We start from the raw sequence: 16,062 nt of genomic DNA, 5'->3' as shown, positions 1-16,062 counted from the left end.
CTTTCAATCCAGCCGCAGGAAAGTATCGCGGTAATGCCGCAGTTCCGCGATCGACTCCTGAATGTCGGCCAGCGCGGTATGCGCACCCGCCTTCTTGACTCCGGCATACACTTCCGGCCGCCAGCGCTTGGCCAGTTCCTTCAGCGTCGACACATCCAGGTTGCGGTAGTGGAACCATTCCTCGAACTGCGGCATCCAGCGCGCGAGGAAGCGGCGGTCCTGGCATACCGAGTTGCCGCACATCGGCGAGGTGCGCGCCGGCACCCATTCCTTCAGGAACGCGAGCATGCGTGCTTCGGCTTCGGCCTCGGACACGGTCGAGGCGCGCACGCGGTCGATCAGGCCGGATTTGCCGTGGGTGTTCTTGTTCCAGTCGTCCATCGCGTCCAGTACCGAATCGGGCTGGTGCACGGTGATCACCGGGGCTTCGGCAATGGTTTCGAGCTTTTCGTCGGTCAGGACGATGGCGATCTCGATGATGCGATCGCGGTCCGGTTCGAGGCCGGTCATCTCCATGTCCAGCCATATCAGCGTATTCGGGTCCTGTGCCATAATCCGTGCGCCTTCCTGTCGTGTTCATGCGAAACATTAGAGGGCGCGATTGTGTCATAGAACGGGCCTGCACCCCGCCGCCCCGCCCTCCTTACACACCGACGACCGCCCCATGCAAGCCGATACCCTTTCTTCCCTCGCCAACGGCCTTGCCGTCCTCTTCGTCGCCTTGCTGCTGCTGAGCCTGGCCGTCAGGACGGGCCTGATGCGCCGCCAGATCAACCACGTGCAGGCCTGCCGCGACAGCGTTCCGCCGGCCTTCGCCGAATCCATTCCGTTGAGCTCGCACCAGCGCGCGGCCGACTACACCACCGCACGAACGCGGCTGAGGATGGCCGAGATCGCCGTCAGCGCGGCCTTCGTGCTGCTGCTGACGCTGGGCGGCGGCCTGCAGGCGATCCACGACGCCTGGTCGGCCGTGCTTGCGCCCGGCGGCATCGCGCACGGCGTCGCCCTGCTCGCCGCGCTGGGCGTGCTGGGCTGGCTGGTGGACCTGCCCTTCGTGCTGCTGCGCACCTTCGTCATCGAGAAGCGCTTCGGTTTCAACCGCATGACGCCGGCGCTGTTTGCCGCCGACAGCGCGCGCGAGGCGGTGCTGGCCGCCGTCATCGGCCTGCCGCTGCTGGCCGTGCTGCTGTGGCTGGCATCGGCGATGGGCAGCCTGTGGTGGCTGTGGGTGTGGGTTTTCTGGATGGTGTTCAACCTGCTCGTGATGCTGGTGTGGCCGACTTTCATCGCGCCGCTGTTCAACCGTTTCACGCCGCTGGCGGACGAGGCACTGAAGGCCCGGGTCGAAGGCCTGCTGGCGCGCTGCGGCTTCAAGTCGCAGGGCCTGTTCGTCATGGACGGCTCGCGCCGCTCGGCCCACGGCAATGCCTATTTCACCGGCTTCGGCGCCTCGAAGCGGATCGTGTTCTTCGACACCCTGCTCGACAAGCTGAACGCCGATGAAGTCGAGGCGGTGCTGGCACACGAACTGGGGCATTTCCGCCACCGCCACATCGTCAAGCGCTTCGCCATCATCGCCCCCGCCAGCCTCGCCCTGCTCGCCCTGCTCGGCTGGCTGGCCGGGCAGCCCTGGTTCTTCGCCGGCCTCGGCGCCGAGGCGACCGACAGTGCCACCGCACTGGCGCTGTTCTTCCTGGCGCTGCCGGTGTTCACCTTTCCGCTGGGGCCGCTGATGAGCCACTGGTCGCGGGTGCACGAGTTCGAGGCCGACGCCTATGCCGCACAGCAAACGCGGGCAGCCGACCTCGTCAGCGCGCTGGTGAAGCTGTACCGCGACAACGCCTCGACGCTGACGCCCGACCCGCTGTATTCGCGCTTCTTCGATTCGCACCCGCCTGCGGCAATACGCGTCGCCCGCCTGCAATCCCTGTAGCCCAGCCCAACCGGAGGAGACGAAAAATGAACACCCGATCACTGCTTCGCATCGCCCCGTTGAAAGGCGCCACGGCTGGCCTGCTGGCTGCCGCAGCGCTGTCCGCAAACGCAGACCCCTTCCCCGACGGCGACCCCGTCGAGGGCAAGGCGATGCACGCGAAGCACTGCGTCGAATGCCACGCCAGGCAATTCGGCGGCGAAGACGGCGCCGAGATCTACACCCGCTTCGAGCGCCGCGTCACCACCGCCAGCGCGCTGGCCCAGCAGATCACCACCTGTACGACGATGCTCAATCTCGACCTCTTCCCCGAGGACGAGCAGCACCTCGCCGCCTACCTCAACCAGCACTACTACAAGTTTAAGTGAGCCACGGAAAACAGCAGCGCAAGAAGGGCAATGACGCCACGATCGACGGCCTCATCGTCGCCGCCTTCGGCCGGCACTACGAAGTCGCCACCACCGAGGGCCGGCTGCAATGCTACACCCGCGGCAAGAAGAGCAGCTTCGCCTGCGGCGACCGCGTCCGCATCACGCCGGGCGGCGACGGCCAGGGCGTCATCGACTCGCTGGTTTCGCGCCGCAACCTGCTGTGGCGTTCCGACGCCTTCCGCGAGAAGCTGATCGCGGCCAACCTGAGCCACATCCTGATCGTCGTCGCCACCGAGCCGGGCTTTTCCGATCTGCTGGTGTCGCGCTGCATCGTCGCCGCGGAAAGCCAGGACATCACGCCAATCATCGTCCTCAACAAGGCCGACCTGGGCGACAGGCTGGATGCGGCGCGCACCCAGCTCGCGCCCTTCCGCGCCCTCGGCTACGAAGTGATCGAAATTTCCGCCCTGCAGGGCGCGGCCGGCCTGCGCGAGCGCCTGGCGGGCCTGCAGTCCATCCTCGTCGGCCAGTCCGGCATGGGCAAATCGACGCTGACCAACGCGCTGATCCCGGACGCCCAGGCTGCCACCCGCGAAATATCCGAGGCGCTGGATTCGGGCAAGCACACCACCACTTTCGCCCGCTTGTACCCCCTGAGCGCGCCGCCCATCGACGAAGCAGAATCGGAAGAAGGTGCAGGCTGGCTCATCGACAGCCCCGGCCTGCAGGTGTTCGGCCTCGCTCACGTGAGCGCCGATGAACTGGCCGAGAGCTTCATCGAGTTTCGTCCGCTGCTGGGCCAATGCCGCTTCCGCGACTGCCGGCACGAAGCCGAACCGGGCTGCGCCCTGCTCGAAGCGCTGGCCGGCGGCCGCATCGCGCCGCGCCGCTTCGAGCACTATCGCACGATCCGCGCCGAGATCGCCGAAGCGAAGCGCCTGAACCCCGGCTGGTAAGGCACGGCGGCCGGGCGCGGCGGAGCGCACCCAAAGCCGCCGTCAGCTCGATTTCAGGAAGTCGCCGACGACGCGGATCTGTTCCGGATCCATCAGCATCGGCGCATGGCCCACGCCTTCGAACTCGACGATCTTCGCGCACGGTCCCCGCTGTGCCATCGCTTCCAGCGTCGATCGTTCCAGCAGGTCGGATTCGGCGCCGCGCAGGGCCAGCGTCGGGCAGCCGATGCGCTCGTACACCGGCCACATGTCGATGTCCTCGGTCGCCGGCGTGGCGCGGAAGACCTCGCCGATCGCCGGATCGTAGATCATGACGAAGCCGCCATCCGGCCCCCCGACCGGGCGCACCGAGTAATTGGTCAGATGGCGCCACTGCTCGTCGGTCAGCGGCCCGAACGGCGTGCTGACCTCGCGGATCCAGGCTTCCGCCTCTTCCATCGTGGCGAAGCGCGGTGCCGTGCCGACATAAGGGCCGATGCGCTGCAGCGACACCGCGGTGATCAGCGGGCCGACGTCGTTCAGCACCAGCCGCCGGATCGGCGAGTGCGGCAGGCTGGCGACCAGCATGCCGATGATGCCGCCCATCGAAGTGCCGACCCAATCGACCTGCTCGACGTTCAGGCGTGCGATCAGCGCGATCATGTCCGACACGTAGAGCGGGAAGCCGTAGTCCTCCTTCACGCCCAGCCAGTCGCTGCGCCCGCGTCCGACCACGTCGGGGCAGACGACGCGGAAATCGTCCGCCAGCGCCTGCGCCAGGTCGTCGAAGTCGCGTCCGTTGCGCGTCAGCCCATGGACGCAGACCAGCACGCGCGGATTGTCTACGTCGCCCCATTCGGTATAGGCCATGCGATGCAGCCCGTGCGGGCCGATGCATTGCACGCGGCGCTCGCGCACGCCATGTTTCGGGCGGCGCGGCGGGGTCGGCGCTTCGAATGCGCGGCTGAGTTCGGAGAACAGGGACATGATGGGCTCCTCGGATAGTCGCTTCCGGGGCAGTCTAGCATCGTGCCGCGGGATCATCGGCCGTGCCAGTAGCGCGGCTCGCGCAGACGCTGTGCCCTCAGGCCCACTCCCGCATCGGCGTCGGCCGCGAACACCGCCTCCACCGCCCCCTGGCTGTCGGTGCGCCAGTTGCGCGCGCCGGCAGCCGCCCAGCGCGCCCATACCTGGGGGTGCGGATGGCCGAAAGTGTTGCGATGCCCCACCGAATGGATCACCGCCTGCGGCAGCGTGGCATCCACCAGCGCGGCGGACGAGGACGAGCGGCTGCCGTGATGCCCGCTCACCACCACGTCGGCCGCCAGCGCAGCCTCGCCGTGGCGCGCCAGCATCGCCTGCTCGCCCGCAGATTCGACATCGCCCAGCAACAGCAGCACACCCGCCGGATTGGCCACGCGCAGCACGCAGGAGCGGTCGTTGTCGTGCCGCCCGCCGGCAGGCCGCGGCGCCTCGCCGTCCGGGTGCAGGAAGGCGAACTCCACACCGTCCCAGTTCCAGCGCATCCCCGACACACACGGGGTGACCATTGCCACATCACCGGCAATCGCCGCCGCCTCCCCGGACGACCACCAGCGCTCCACGTCCAGTGCCCCGGCTATGCTGCGCGCGCCGCCGACGTGGTCGCTGTCGTCGTGCGACAGCACCACGCCGTCGAGACTTCTCACGCCGAGGGCCTGCAGATAAGGCAGCACGACCCGGCTGCCGGCATCGGCATGCGCGCCATAAGGCGGACCGGTATCGAACAACAGATCATGGCTCGCGGTCTGCACATGCACCGCCAGCCCCTGCCCCACGTCCAGCACCCGCACGACGAAGCCGCCGGCCTCGGGACGTGGCGGCGGCCATACAAGCAAGGCGGCAAGGACGGCCAGCGCCGCCAGCCTGCCCGGCGTGCCGCGCGGCAGCATCGCCCCGGCCACCGCAAGCATCGCCAGCATCCCGAGCCACATCGGCGGCGCGGGCTGGCGCCAGTAGCCGGGCTCGAACGCGGCCAGCCATTCGACCCAGACCATCAGCAGCACCGTCGCCATGTGGCCCCAGTGCAGCAGGAAATCCAGCGGCAACAGCGCTGCTAGCAGCGCGAGCGGCGTGATGACGAAGTTCACCAGCGGAATCGCCAGCGCATTCGCCACCGGCGACAGCAGCGGCAGCGCCTGGAACAGCAGCACCAGCAAGGGCAGCAGTGCGAGGCTGATGCCGAGCTGGACACGTACCGCGGCACGCCAGCCGATCGCGCCGTGCTGCCGCCCGCCCAGCACGAAGCCGATCGCCGCCACCGCGCCGAAGGACAGCCAGAAACCCGCCGACAGGCAGGCCCAGGGGTCGGTGACCAGTACCGCGAGCAAGGCCAGCACCAGCACCCGCGAAGGCAGGATGGAACGGCCACGGTACACTGCGATGGCGACCACGAACAGCATGATCAGCGCACGCTGCACCGGAATGCCCATTCCCGCCAGCAAGGCATAGCCGGTGCCGGCCAGCACCGCCGCCAGCGCCTGCACCCTGCGCACCGGGCAGCGCAGCACCAACCACGGTAGTCTGCGCCACACGCCGCCAAGCGCCGCACCCATGACGGTGGCAACCAACGTTATGTGCATTCCGGATATTGCGACGAGATGACTGAGGCCCGTGCGGCGGAAGCTTTCCCATTGCTCGGATGGGATGCCGCGCTGGTCGCCGATCACCAGCGCCACCAGGATGCCGCCATGGGGCGCATCGCCGAGTACGGCGGTGAATCGCTCGCGCACGGCATCGCGCAGCCGGTGCACCGCGTCCATCGCCCTGATATCTACTGCCTCCAGGCGCCGGGCACCACTGCGCACGTAACCGGTCGCACGCAGTTCGCGCTCCAGCAGCCAGGCTTCGTAGTCGAAACCACCGGGATTGTGAAAGCCGTGGGGACGCTTGAGCCGCACGGTGAAGCGCCAGCGTTCTCCCGGCTTCACCGCCGGCGGCGCCTCGGTGCTGCCGCGCGGCCTGTACCACGACAGCAGCAGCTTGCCGGGCACGCCTTCGACCGCCGCATCCGGCTCGAAGCGGAAGCGTACGCCTTCATCCAGTGCTTGCGGCAGATCGGCGACATATCCCGTCAGTTCGATATCGACGCCTTCGAGATCGCCGCGCAATTCGTCCGCCAGCCGCCAGTCCGCACGCAGCGCCGCCCAGCCGAAACCCAGCACGAAGGCGAGCCCGATCGCTGCAGAACCACGCACAAAGCCCCACACGGCACGTGCTCGGCCCACTTCTCCGGCCTTGCTGCCAATGAAATGCCTGCCGATTACCCACAACGACGCGAAGACTGCCGCAGCCAGGCCGATCATCGCGATATCGGGCAACTGCGCCTGCCCCTGCAGCAGCACGACACCTCCAGCGAAGGACACGGCAAGCACTCTCATGGCTTCGGATATTGCCATCGCCATCATGACGATGGCAATCACAGCCAACTCTTCGTATCTGCTTACCGAATCGCACCCGGCGTGCCGCGCGGCATCCGCGCTCCGCTGCTACACTTTCGCGCCTCGAACACCATGCGCAAACGACTCAAGAACTTCCTGCCGGACCACGAAAGCATTCGCCAGAACCGCTGGCTGAGGCCGTTCTCGTCCACGCTGCTGCATCCGCGGCTGTGGCACCTCAACCGCCACTCCGCGGCCGGCGCCGTGGCAGTGGGCCTTTTCTGCGGTTTGATTCCCGGCCCGCTGCAGATGCTCGGCGCCGCCATCATGTGCGTGGCCTTCCGGGTCAATCTGCCGCTGGCGCTGCTGACCACGCTCTACACCAATCCCCTGACGATCGTGCCGCTGTACGTGCTCGCCTACGGTTTCGGCAGCCTGGTGATGGGCCTGAACGGCACGGACTTCGTTGCCCCGCCCGAGCTCGAGGGCATGCGCTTCTCGGCCTGGATTCCCGCCCTGATCGACTGGATGGCGGGACTCGGCAAGCCGCTGGCGCTCGGCCTGGTGCTGCTCGCCGCCACGCTGTCGATCAGCGGCTATCTGGCGGTCCGCTGGGGCTGGCGGATCTGGCTGATCCGCCAGTGGCGCAGGCGCAAGGATAGGAGCCGCAAGCGCTGAAGGACACGGCGGGAGCCGCCTGCCGTGTCCTTCGGCCTGTATTCAGACCTGGAAGCGCCCCACCTGCTGGCGCAGGGTCGCGGCCAGGTTCTCCAGCACCTCGGCGGTGGACGTGGTCTGGTGCGCAGCAACGCTGTTGTCGCCCGCCATCGCCGCGATGCGCTCGACGTTCTGCGCGATCTCGTTGCTCGCCAGGCTCTGTTCGTTGAGCGCCACCGTGATCTCGCGCACCGCCTCCAGCACCTGCTGCGCACCGCCGTGGATCTGCGCGATCGATTCGCCCGCCTGGTTGCTCAGCGCCACGCCGTCGCGCACGCGCTGCACGCCCTGCTGCATGGTCTCGACCGCGCGCTCGGTGCCCTGCTGGATGGCCTGCACCATACTGGCGATTTCCTGCGTCGCGAGCGACGTGCGTTCGGCGAGCTTGCGCACCTCGTCGGCCACCACGGCGAAGCCGCGCCCGGTTTCGCCGGCCCGCGCCGCTTCGATCGCCGCGTTGAGCGCCAGCAGGTTGGTCTGGTCGGCGATGTCGCGGATCGAATCGACGATCGTGGTGATCTGACGGGACTTCTCGCCCAGTTCGCCGATCGCTTCGCCCGAACGGTCGACCGCATCGGCGATGCGCTCCATTTCCTCGACCGAGCGGCGCATCACCGCACCGCCCTCTTCGGACAGGCGTCCCGAGGTCTCGGCCATTTCCTGCGCAGTCGCCGCGTGGCGGGAGATCTCCTGCACGCTGACGGTCATTTCCTCGACCGCCACGGCCACGCCGGAGGCCGATTCGCTCTGGGTTTCCGAGCCGTCGGAGACGCGCCGGGCCGATCCGGAGAGTTCGCTGGCCGAGGAACCGAGCTGGGAAGCGCCCTGCTGGATCTCGCGGATCAGCACGGCGACTTCGTCCGCCATCTTGTTGAACTGCTGGGCGACTTCGGCCAGCTCGTCGCGCGCCGAAAACTCGACGCGATCGCGGTAATCGCCGGCGGCGAAGCGCTGGGCGCCGGTCGACAGTTCGCGCACCGAGCGCAGGATGGCGAGATAGACGCCGATGAAGAGATAACCCGCAACCAGCATCGCCACCACCGACAGCACGATCTGCAGCTGCAGCTGCCCCGACAGACGGTCGAGCCGTTCGTGCAGCAGCTTGCCGGCCTGGGGACGCAGTACTTCGTTGAAGTTGCGCACTGCGACGTCGATCGCATCGGTGACGAGAGCGAAATAGGCGGGGGCGGAAATCGTGAATTGCTGATCGACGATGTCGCGCATCACCGCCGTGCGCACGCCGCTCACTGCGGCAGAGATCTCGCCGCGCATGCGCTCGAGCCCGCTCGCAAGCGTGGCATTCGCCCTGCCGGCGCGGCCCAGGCGGTCGAGCAGATCGGCCTCGGCGCGGCCGATCTCCGCCAGCAGCGCGATCACGCCAAGTTCGTCGCTGCGCAGCAGTTCGTGGCGGGCGACGATGTTGGTACCGCGGGCACGAAGCTGGCCCAGACGCTCGCTCAGTTCGGGCAGCGAAGTCAGCAGCGGCGTGATCAGGTTCGCACTCGCGGCATCGGGGTCGAGCGCCAGGCCGGACGCATCACCAACGTCGCCGAGCCAGTGCAGCAGCCGGGCGATCGCCTCGGTGTGGGCACGGAAACTTTCCGGCCCGCCGAGTTGGGTCGCCGACCGTGCCAGGCGGTCCAGTTCGCTGCGGATCGGCGCCCAGGGTGCCTGCAGCGGCCGCCACAGCGGATCGGCCCCGATCGCGGCATCGAGCTTGCTCAGCGCGGCCTGCAGTTCGCTTGCCTTCGCCTCCCGCCGCGGCACCATTTCGGCGCTGCCGCCCAGCACGCCCGCGCTCAGCCCCCGATGCTGCTGGGTCAGCAGGACCACGTCGAAGCCGGCGTCGAACAGGGTGAGGCCGGCGATCTCGCGTTCGGCCACGTCCATGTTCTGGCGTAGGCTGACATAGACCTGGGCCAGCAAGGCCAGCGCGGCAACGAAACAGACGAACATGATCAGCATGAACTTGAAGGGGTAGCTCATGCGGTCGAGCAGACGGATGGCCGGGACGAAGAGGGCTTTCATTTTGTTCGACCCGCGCTGGCGCAGGCTCCATTGAGTGAGTCCCCATACTATCGTCCCCAATCTGGGCAACTTTATGACCCTGATCAATCCGCTGCGCTCTCCCCTGCCAATGGGCCCATCAGTGTGACGCAAGTCTCAGTTCAGCCGGCCGTCGTCGAGCCGCAGGCTGCGCTGCGCACGGGCGGCCAGGGTTTCGTCATGGGTCACGATGACGAAGCTGGTCGCCAGGCGCTCGTTGAGCGACAGCATCAGCTCGAACACCGCTTCGGCGGTGCGCCGGTCGAGGTTTCCGGTAGGCTCGTCGGCCAGCACGCAGGCGGGCTGCGACACCAGCGCGCGCGCGATCGCGGCACGCTGGCGCTCTCCGCCGGAGAGTTCGCCCGGTGCATGGTCGAGCCGGTGCCCGAGGCCGACTTCGCGCAGCATGGCCGCCGCCTGTGCGTCCGCCTCGGCCTTGCCGACGCGGCGGATGTAGAGCGGCATGGCGACGTTCTCCAGCGCGGAGAATTCCGGCAGCAGGTGATGGAACTGATAGACGAAGCCCAGCGCCACATTGCGCAGCCGGCCGCGCTCGCGCTCGGACAGGGTGGAGAAGTCACGTCCCATCAGCCGCACCGAGCCGGCACTCGGCACGTCCAGCCCGCCCAGCAGATGCAGCAGCGTGCTCTTGCCCGAACCGGAAGCGCCGACGATCGCCACCCGCTCACCGCGCCCGATCGACAGGCTCACGCCGTCGAGCACCGCCACCGCATCCGCGCCCTCGCGGAATTGCTTGGCCAGGCCGTCGCAGGCCAGTACCGGCTCGCCCGGCTTGATCACCGTGTCACTCATAGCGCAGCGCCTCCGCCGGATTCACCCGCGACGCCCGCCAGCTCGGATACAGCGCTGCCAGCAGGGTCAGCACGAAGGATACCGAGACGATGCTGATCACGTCCGCCGGCAGCACTTTCGAGGGCAGTTCCTTGATGTAGTAGATTTCCTTGTTCCACAGCGTCGCGCCGGTCAGCGTCTCCAGCGCCGGAATGACGACGTCGAGGTTGCCGGCGATCGCCAGCCCGCCTGCCACGCCGGCCAGCAGCCCGACCAGGCCGATGATCGAACCCTGCAGCACGAAGATGCCCATGATCGAGGCCGGGCTGGCGCCCAGCGTGCGCAGGATGGCGATGTCGGCATATTTTTCCTGGACCGCCATCACCAGCGTCGACACGATGTTGAAGGCCGCCACCGCGACGATCAGGAACAGGATCAGCGTCATCATCGTCTTCTCCAGCGCCACGGCGCGGAAGAAGTTCGCGTGGCTGCGCGTCCAGTCGTGGATCATCAGGCCGGGCACGGAAATCTGCATCGCCAGCTCGCGGGCAACGCGCGGCGCGGCGAACAGATCGTCCAGCTTCAGCCGCACGCCGCTCACCGCATCGCCCAGCCGGTACAGCGCCTGGGCGTCGGCCACATGCACCAGCGCCAGGCCGGAGTCGTATTCGTACATGCCGGCCTCGAACACACCGACCAGTTCGAACTGCTTCACCCGCGGCAGCACCGCCGCAGGCGTCACCAGGCCTTGCGGCGCGATCAGGGTGATCTTGTCGCCGAGCTGCACGCGCAGCGCCTGGGCCAGGTCGCGGCCGAGCACGATGCCGAAGCGGCCGGGCTGCAGCGCATCGAAGCTGCCCGCCTTCATGTACTGGCCGAAATCCGCGACCTTGTCCTCCTCGCTCGGGACGACGCCGCGCACGACGGTGCCGCGCACGCCTTCGTCGAAGGACAGCATGCCCTGCTCCTGCACGTAGGGCGCGGCAGCCTTCACCGCGGGATGGCGCATGGCCTCGTCGGCCACCCGCTGCCAGTCGCGCAGGCCGCCGTCGAAGCTCTGCACCTGGACGTGCGAAGCCACGCCGAGGATGCGCGAGCGCAATTCTTCCTGAAAGCCGTTCATCACCGACAACACCACGATCAGCGCCGCGACGCCAAGCGCGATGCCGAACATCGACACCAGCGAAATGAAGGAAATGAAGCGGTTGCGCCCCTGTGCCCGCTTGCGCGAGCGCGTGTAGCGCAGGCCGACGAGAAATTCGTAGAGCATCGGAAAAGGTTCGGCAGGTCTGTCCAGCAAGCCCGGCATTGTGCCCGCGCAGAGGCGATCGTGACCAGCCCGATCGATGTCCGACTGTAAGCAGGCCGGGCAAATGCCTCGCCGCCGTTCCGACACGGGCGCGGGAAAATCACGATGGCGTAACGCAGCGCATGCTTCTACGCTGAACCTGTCCTGCCCGCGCCCCTGCCGCAGATCCGGCCGAGGCGCGGCGCCGACCATCGAATCCCGATCACCACGCCGAGGAAAACGACCATGATCCGCATCCTGCTGCTCGCCGCAACGCTGCTGTTCGCACCTCTGAGCCACGCCGCCTACACCTCGATGTACGTGTTCGGCGACAGCCTGTCCGACAACGGCAACGCCTACGCTCTCAGCGGCGGCATCTGGCCTGTCTCTCCGCCCTATGCGGAGCAGTTCTCCGACGGCCCCACCGCCGCCGAATACCTCGCCGGCCGCCTCGGCATCGACCTGCGGCCGTCGACAGCAGGCGGCACCAACTTCGCCGTCGGCGGCGCGACCAGCGGAACGCAGAACTACAACTACGAGATTTCGTCCCCCGCAGCGCTGCCACCGGCACTCGGGCAAAGCGGCGCCCTGGCCCAGGTCGCAGGTTTCGTCGGCAGCGCACCGGCCTTCGATCCGGCAAGCTCGCTGTTCATGCTGTGGGCCGCGCCCAACGACTTCTTCCTCGCCCTCAGCCAGGGCACCGACCTTCTTGCCGCGGCCGGCACCGCCGTCTCGAATCTGATCACCTCGGTCGGGCTGCTGGCCAGCGCCGGAGCGACGGACATCCTCGTGCCGAACATGCCCAATCTGTCACGGACCCCGTTCGGACTCAGCCTGGAGCCGCAGCAGCAGGCTGCGCTCGATGCTCTCTCGCGCGGCTTCAACGATGCCCTCGCCGACGCGCTCGATCTCGCCCGCAGCGGCTTCGTCCCGGGCATCCCCGGCGGACTGCGCCTGATGTTCTTCGATACCGCCGCTTTCCTCGACGAAGTGATCTCCGACGCCGCCCGCTTCGGCTTCACCGACGTCGTCACGCCCTGCGTGACCTCGCCCGCCGGCTGCGAAGGCGCCTTGTTCTTCGACGGCGTCCACCCCACCACTGCCGGCCATCGCCTGCTCGCGGACCGTTTCCTCGCCGCCATCGCCGTACCCGAACCGCCGACGGGCACGCTGCTGCTGGCTGCGCTTGCCGGCGTACTGCTGATGCGCCGCCGTCCGTAGCCGGATCAGCGGCCCGACCGCGGCGCGCGCTTCGCCGCCGGTTTGCCGTTCTTGCGCCCGAATGGTGCGCAGGGCGCCCGGCCATCGCCCGGCGGGCGCCGCGAGGATGCGGCCGGCGGCCGCCCACCTTTCGCCACCGGCTGTACCGGCTGCTGGCGCGGTACCAGGCAGTTCGGCCCGTTGCCGATCAGGTCGGCGCGCCCCATCCGCATCAGGCCCTCGCGCAGGATCGGCCAGTTCTCGGGGTCGTGCCAGCGCAGGAAGGCCTTGTGCAGCTTGCGGATCTTGCCCGCGCGCGCGGTCTCGACCGCTTCCGAGTCGGCCGACACTTTCTTCAAGGGGTTCTTGCGCGAGTGGTACATCGTCGTCGCCAGCGCCATCGGCGTGGGCAGGAAGGTCTGTACCTGGTCGAGGCGGAAATCGTGCTTCTTCAGCCACAGCGCCAGGTTCAGCATGTCCTCGTCGGTGGTGCCGGGGTGGGCGGCGATGAAGTATGGCACCAGATGCTGCTTCTTGCCCGCCTGCGCCGAGAACTTCTCGAACATGCGGCGGAACTCCTCGTAGGCGCCGATGCCCGGCTTCATCATCTTGGAGAGCGTGTTCTCCTCGGTGTGCTCGGGGGCGATCTTGAGCAGGCCGCTGACGTGGTGCGTGACCAGTTCCTTGACGTATTCGGGCGAGCGCACGGCGAGGTCGTAGCGCAGCCCGGAGCCGATCGTGATGCGCTTGACGCCGGGCAGCGCCCTCGCCTTGCGGTAGAGTTCGACCAGCGAGGAGTGATCGGTGTTCAGATTCTCGCAGATGCCCGGATACACGCAGGACAGCCGGCGGCAGTTTTCCTCGATCGCCTTGCTCTTGCAGGCCATGCGGTACATGTTGGCGGTGGGGCCGCCGAGATCGGTGATGTGGCCCTTGAAGTCGGGCGACTTGTCGCGGATGTCCTCGATCTCGCGCAGGATCGACTCGTGCGAGCGGCTCTGGATGATGCGGCCCTCGTGCTCGGTGATCGAGCAGAAGGTACAGCCGCCGAAACAGCCGCGCATGATGTTGATCGAGAACTTGATCATGTCCCAGGCCGGGATGCGCGCACCGCCGTAGGCCGGGTGCGGGGCGCGGGCATAGGGCCGGCCATAGACGAAATCCATCTCGGGCGTGCTCAGCGGCTGCGGCGGCGGGTTGATCCAGACGTCGCGCGCACCCGGGCCTTCGCCGTGGCGCTGCACCATCGCGCGGGCATTGCCGGGATTCGATTCCAGATGGAACACCCGCGAAGCGTGGGCGTACATCACCGCGTCGTCCTTGACCTGCTCGAAGGACGGCAGGCGGATCACGGTATGGGCGCGGTCGACGCGGCGGGCGGCGACACGTTCGGCCGCCGGCACGATGCGCACCGGCTGCGCGCCGTCGGCGGTGGGCTTGGGTGCAGCGGCAGCCGGCTCCATCGCGTAGGGGTCGGGATGGGCGTCGATGCGGCCCGGCCGGTCGAGCGCCAGCGAATCGGTCTCGTGCCAGGCCGCCGACGGCAGCCAGCCCGGCTTGACCATGAAGGCGGTGCCGCGCAGATCGCGGATCGCCTCGATCGGCTCGCCAACGGCCAACCGTTTGGTCAGCGCCACCAGCGCGCGCTCAGCGTTGCCGAACAGCAGCATGTCGGCCTTGGAGTCGGGCAGCACCGAGCGCCGCACCTTGTCCGACCAGTAGTCGTAATGCGCGATGCGGCGCAAGCTGGCCTCGATGCTGCCGATGACGATGTTGGCATCCGGAAAGGCTTCGCGGGCGCGCTGCGCATACACCGTGACTGCGCGGTCGGGGCGCCTGCCGGCCTCGGCATCGGGCGTATAGGCATCCTCGGAGCGGATCTTGCGGTCGGAGGTGTAGCGGTTGACCAGCGAATCCATGTTGCCGGCGGTGATGCCGAAATACAGCCTGGGTTTGCCCAGCGCTCGGAAAGGCTCGGCCGACTGCCAGTCCGGCTGGCTGATGATGCCGACACGAAAGCCGTGCGCTTCGAGCAGGCGGCCGACCAGCGCCATGCCGAAGCTGGGATGGTCGATGTAGGCGTCGCCGGTGACGAGGATGACGTCGCACGCATCCCAGCCGAGCTCGTCCATCTCCTTGCGCGACATCGGCAGGAAAGACGCAGCGCGATGGCCGGGGAGCGCGTCCGCGGCAATGCTGGAAGCCGCTGATTCGGCTCCGGAAAACATGTTCGATTTCATGGCCGCCATTGTACGGTGCCGCGCGCCGGCGGGTGTTCGCGGCGGCAATCCATGATCGCTCGCACACCACGCCTGCGCCCGGCTGAAGCAAAGCCGGCGTTTGCTTGCCGGACATGCAGAGGTGCGGCGCCGGGGAAGGCCTCGCGGGCTCGCTGCGCCGCCGCGCGCAAAGAAATGAGTATCTTTGGTTGAATGTTTCATTCATACTGCGCCGCAGCGATGTTCAAGTCGTGTAGTCTGTGTTTGTTGGTCTAGCATCCGATTCCTCGGTTTTATTCCCCCAAGTCATACCTCGCCTTCTTGAAACTCGCCCCAGTCAGAGGGGGGTTTTCCTCATTTTCAGGAGATTCAGGACATGGCAACAGGTACCGTCAAGTGGTTCAACGATTCCAAGGGTTTTGGCTTCATCACGCCGGAAGCGGGTGGTGATGACCTTTTCGCCCACTTCTCCGCCATCCAGGGCCAGGGTTTCAAGACCCTCGCGGAAGGCCAGCGCGTCAGCTTCGACGTGACCACCGGCCCCAAGGGTCTGCAAGCGTCGAACATTCGCGCCGCTGACTGAAACTGTGTTGCGGCCCTGCGCTTGTGGCGCAGGCCGTCTCTACAGATCGACGAAAGGCCCGACAAAAGAGTCGGGCCTTTTGTTTTCAGGCTTCTGGAAGATGGCCCCCATTGCGGCCATCTCCTGCGCCATCCGCAGGTGCAAGGCCGCCCGACAATCCCTATCGAACAAGGAAGATCCAATGCCCGGACTCATACAACGAACCGAACTCAAGACCTTCTATTACACGCCGGTCCATTGCCCGTTCTGCGGTGTTCGCGTCATGGGCGCCGACCCCGAGGACGAGACCCGGATCACTGCCTGCCCGCACACGCTGTTCATCGCCCACGATACGGCTTTCGAATATCGCTCGGAGCGTCTCGACGAGAACCTCCGCCTCAACGGCCTCTCGGAACGGGAGATCAAGGCGAAGTGGAACGAGGACGCGGGTGGCATCGACGGCTTCACCGACAAGATCAGCCTGGCCGATGCGATCAAGGTCGCCGCCTACGCACCGGCTCCGTCTGCGTACGGGTCGTACTATGGCTTTGCGCCGGTCGAATAAGGCGCATCGACAACC

Annotated in this window: 14 protein-coding genes; 7 read left to right on the top strand and 7 right to left on the bottom strand. The window is 67.4% G+C overall.

All coding sequences use genetic code 11. The annotated features are described in order from the left end of the window. Nucleotides 1-3: 3 nt before the first annotated feature. Nucleotides 4-552: an oligoribonuclease gene (orn, locus tag TBU01S_RS15195; protein ID WP_068637631.1), complete on the bottom strand. Its 549-nt coding sequence runs from the start codon at nt 550-552 to the stop codon at nt 4-6. A 112-nt stretch (nt 553-664) separates the two neighbouring features. On the opposite strand from orn, the gene TBU01S_RS15190 reads away from it, so the two are divergent. The 3 genes from TBU01S_RS15190 to rsgA are packed head-to-tail and all read left to right on the top strand — an operon-like array spanning nt 665 to nt 3,260. Then, the gene (locus TBU01S_RS15190; protein ID WP_068637630.1) at nt 665-1,933 is read left to right on the top strand and encodes a M48 family metallopeptidase; all 1,269 of its coding nucleotides are present in this window, start codon (nt 665-667) and stop codon (nt 1,931-1,933) included. A gap of 26 nt (nt 1,934-1,959) precedes the next feature. Continuing rightward, nucleotides 1,960-2,301 carry a cytochrome c gene (locus TBU01S_RS15185; protein WP_217999632.1) on the top strand — a complete coding sequence of 114 codons (342 nt, stop codon included), beginning with the start codon at nt 1,960-1,962 and terminating at the stop codon, nt 2,299-2,301. 41 nt (nt 2,302-2,342) lie between these two features. Further along, the gene (gene rsgA, locus TBU01S_RS15180; RefSeq protein ID WP_068637675.1) at nt 2,343-3,260 is read left to right on the top strand and encodes a ribosome small subunit-dependent GTPase A; all 918 of its coding nucleotides are present in this window, start codon (nt 2,343-2,345) and stop codon (nt 3,258-3,260) included. Nucleotides 3,261-3,302: 42 nt separating this feature from the next. On the opposite strand, the gene TBU01S_RS15175 is transcribed toward rsgA, so the two are convergent. Further along, nucleotides 3,303-4,226: an alpha/beta fold hydrolase gene (locus tag TBU01S_RS15175; protein WP_068637628.1), complete on the bottom strand. Its 924-nt coding sequence runs from the start codon at nt 4,224-4,226 to the stop codon at nt 3,303-3,305. Between the two features lie 53 nt (nt 4,227-4,279). Beyond that, a complete protein-coding gene (locus TBU01S_RS15170; protein WP_245650932.1) occupies nt 4,280-6,700 on the bottom strand; it encodes a DNA internalization-related competence protein ComEC/Rec2 in 2,421 nt (806 codons plus the stop codon). Nucleotides 6,701-6,790: 90 nt separating this feature from the next. Between TBU01S_RS15170 and TBU01S_RS15165 the strand changes: the two genes are divergently transcribed. Next, nucleotides 6,791-7,336 (top strand): DUF2062 domain-containing protein, encoded by a 546-nt coding sequence (locus tag TBU01S_RS15165; protein WP_068637671.1) that lies wholly within the window; start codon nt 6,791-6,793, stop codon nt 7,334-7,336. A 42-nt stretch (nt 7,337-7,378) separates the two neighbouring features. Here TBU01S_RS15165 and TBU01S_RS15160 read toward each other — a convergent pair whose 3' ends face one another. The 3 genes from TBU01S_RS15160 to TBU01S_RS15150 all read right to left on the bottom strand — a co-directional run bounded on the left by TBU01S_RS15160 (nt 7,379) and on the right by TBU01S_RS15150 (nt 11,483). Then, nucleotides 7,379-9,403: a methyl-accepting chemotaxis protein gene (locus tag TBU01S_RS15160; protein WP_068637626.1), complete on the bottom strand. Its 2,025-nt coding sequence runs from the start codon at nt 9,401-9,403 to the stop codon at nt 7,379-7,381. 135 nt (nt 9,404-9,538) lie between these two features. Beyond that, on the bottom strand, nt 9,539-10,234 hold the full coding sequence (lolD, locus tag TBU01S_RS15155) for a lipoprotein-releasing ABC transporter ATP-binding protein LolD (protein ID WP_068637624.1): 696 nt from the start codon (nt 10,232-10,234) through the stop codon (nt 9,539-9,541). Next, nucleotides 10,227-11,483, bottom strand: a complete 1,257-nt coding sequence (locus TBU01S_RS15150) for a lipoprotein-releasing ABC transporter permease subunit (protein WP_068637669.1) — start codon at nt 11,481-11,483, stop codon at nt 10,227-10,229. The genes lolD and TBU01S_RS15150 overlap by 8 nt, the downstream gene beginning before the upstream one ends. Before the next feature lie 264 nt (nt 11,484-11,747). Here TBU01S_RS15150 and TBU01S_RS15145 point away from each other — a divergent pair, with 264 nt between their 5' ends. After that, nucleotides 11,748-12,722 carry an SGNH/GDSL hydrolase family protein gene (locus TBU01S_RS15145; protein WP_088178888.1) on the top strand — a complete coding sequence of 325 codons (975 nt, stop codon included), beginning with the start codon at nt 11,748-11,750 and terminating at the stop codon, nt 12,720-12,722. Between the two features lie 5 nt (nt 12,723-12,727). Here TBU01S_RS15145 and TBU01S_RS15140 read toward each other — a convergent pair whose 3' ends face one another. After that, entirely contained in the window at nt 12,728-14,929 is a 2,202-nt protein-coding gene (locus tag TBU01S_RS15140; protein ID WP_083953637.1) for a YgiQ family radical SAM protein, read from the bottom strand. Nucleotides 14,930-15,296: 367 nt separating this feature from the next. On the opposite strand from TBU01S_RS15140, the gene TBU01S_RS15135 reads away from it, so the two are divergent. Continuing rightward, nucleotides 15,297-15,503, top strand: coding sequence for a cold-shock protein (locus TBU01S_RS15135; RefSeq protein ID WP_068637622.1), 207 nt, complete (start codon nt 15,297-15,299; stop codon nt 15,501-15,503). 181 nt (nt 15,504-15,684) lie between these two features. Further along, entirely contained in the window at nt 15,685-16,047 is a 363-nt protein-coding gene (locus TBU01S_RS15130) for a hypothetical protein (RefSeq protein ID WP_068637620.1), read from the top strand. Nucleotides 16,048-16,062: the final 15 nt, after the last annotated feature.

This window comes from Thauera butanivorans NBRC 103042 (assembly GCF_001591165.1).
Classification (GTDB): Bacteria; Pseudomonadota; Gammaproteobacteria; order Burkholderiales; family Rhodocyclaceae; genus Thauera; species Thauera butanivorans.
This window is presented reverse-complemented; position numbering and strand designations above follow the sequence as displayed.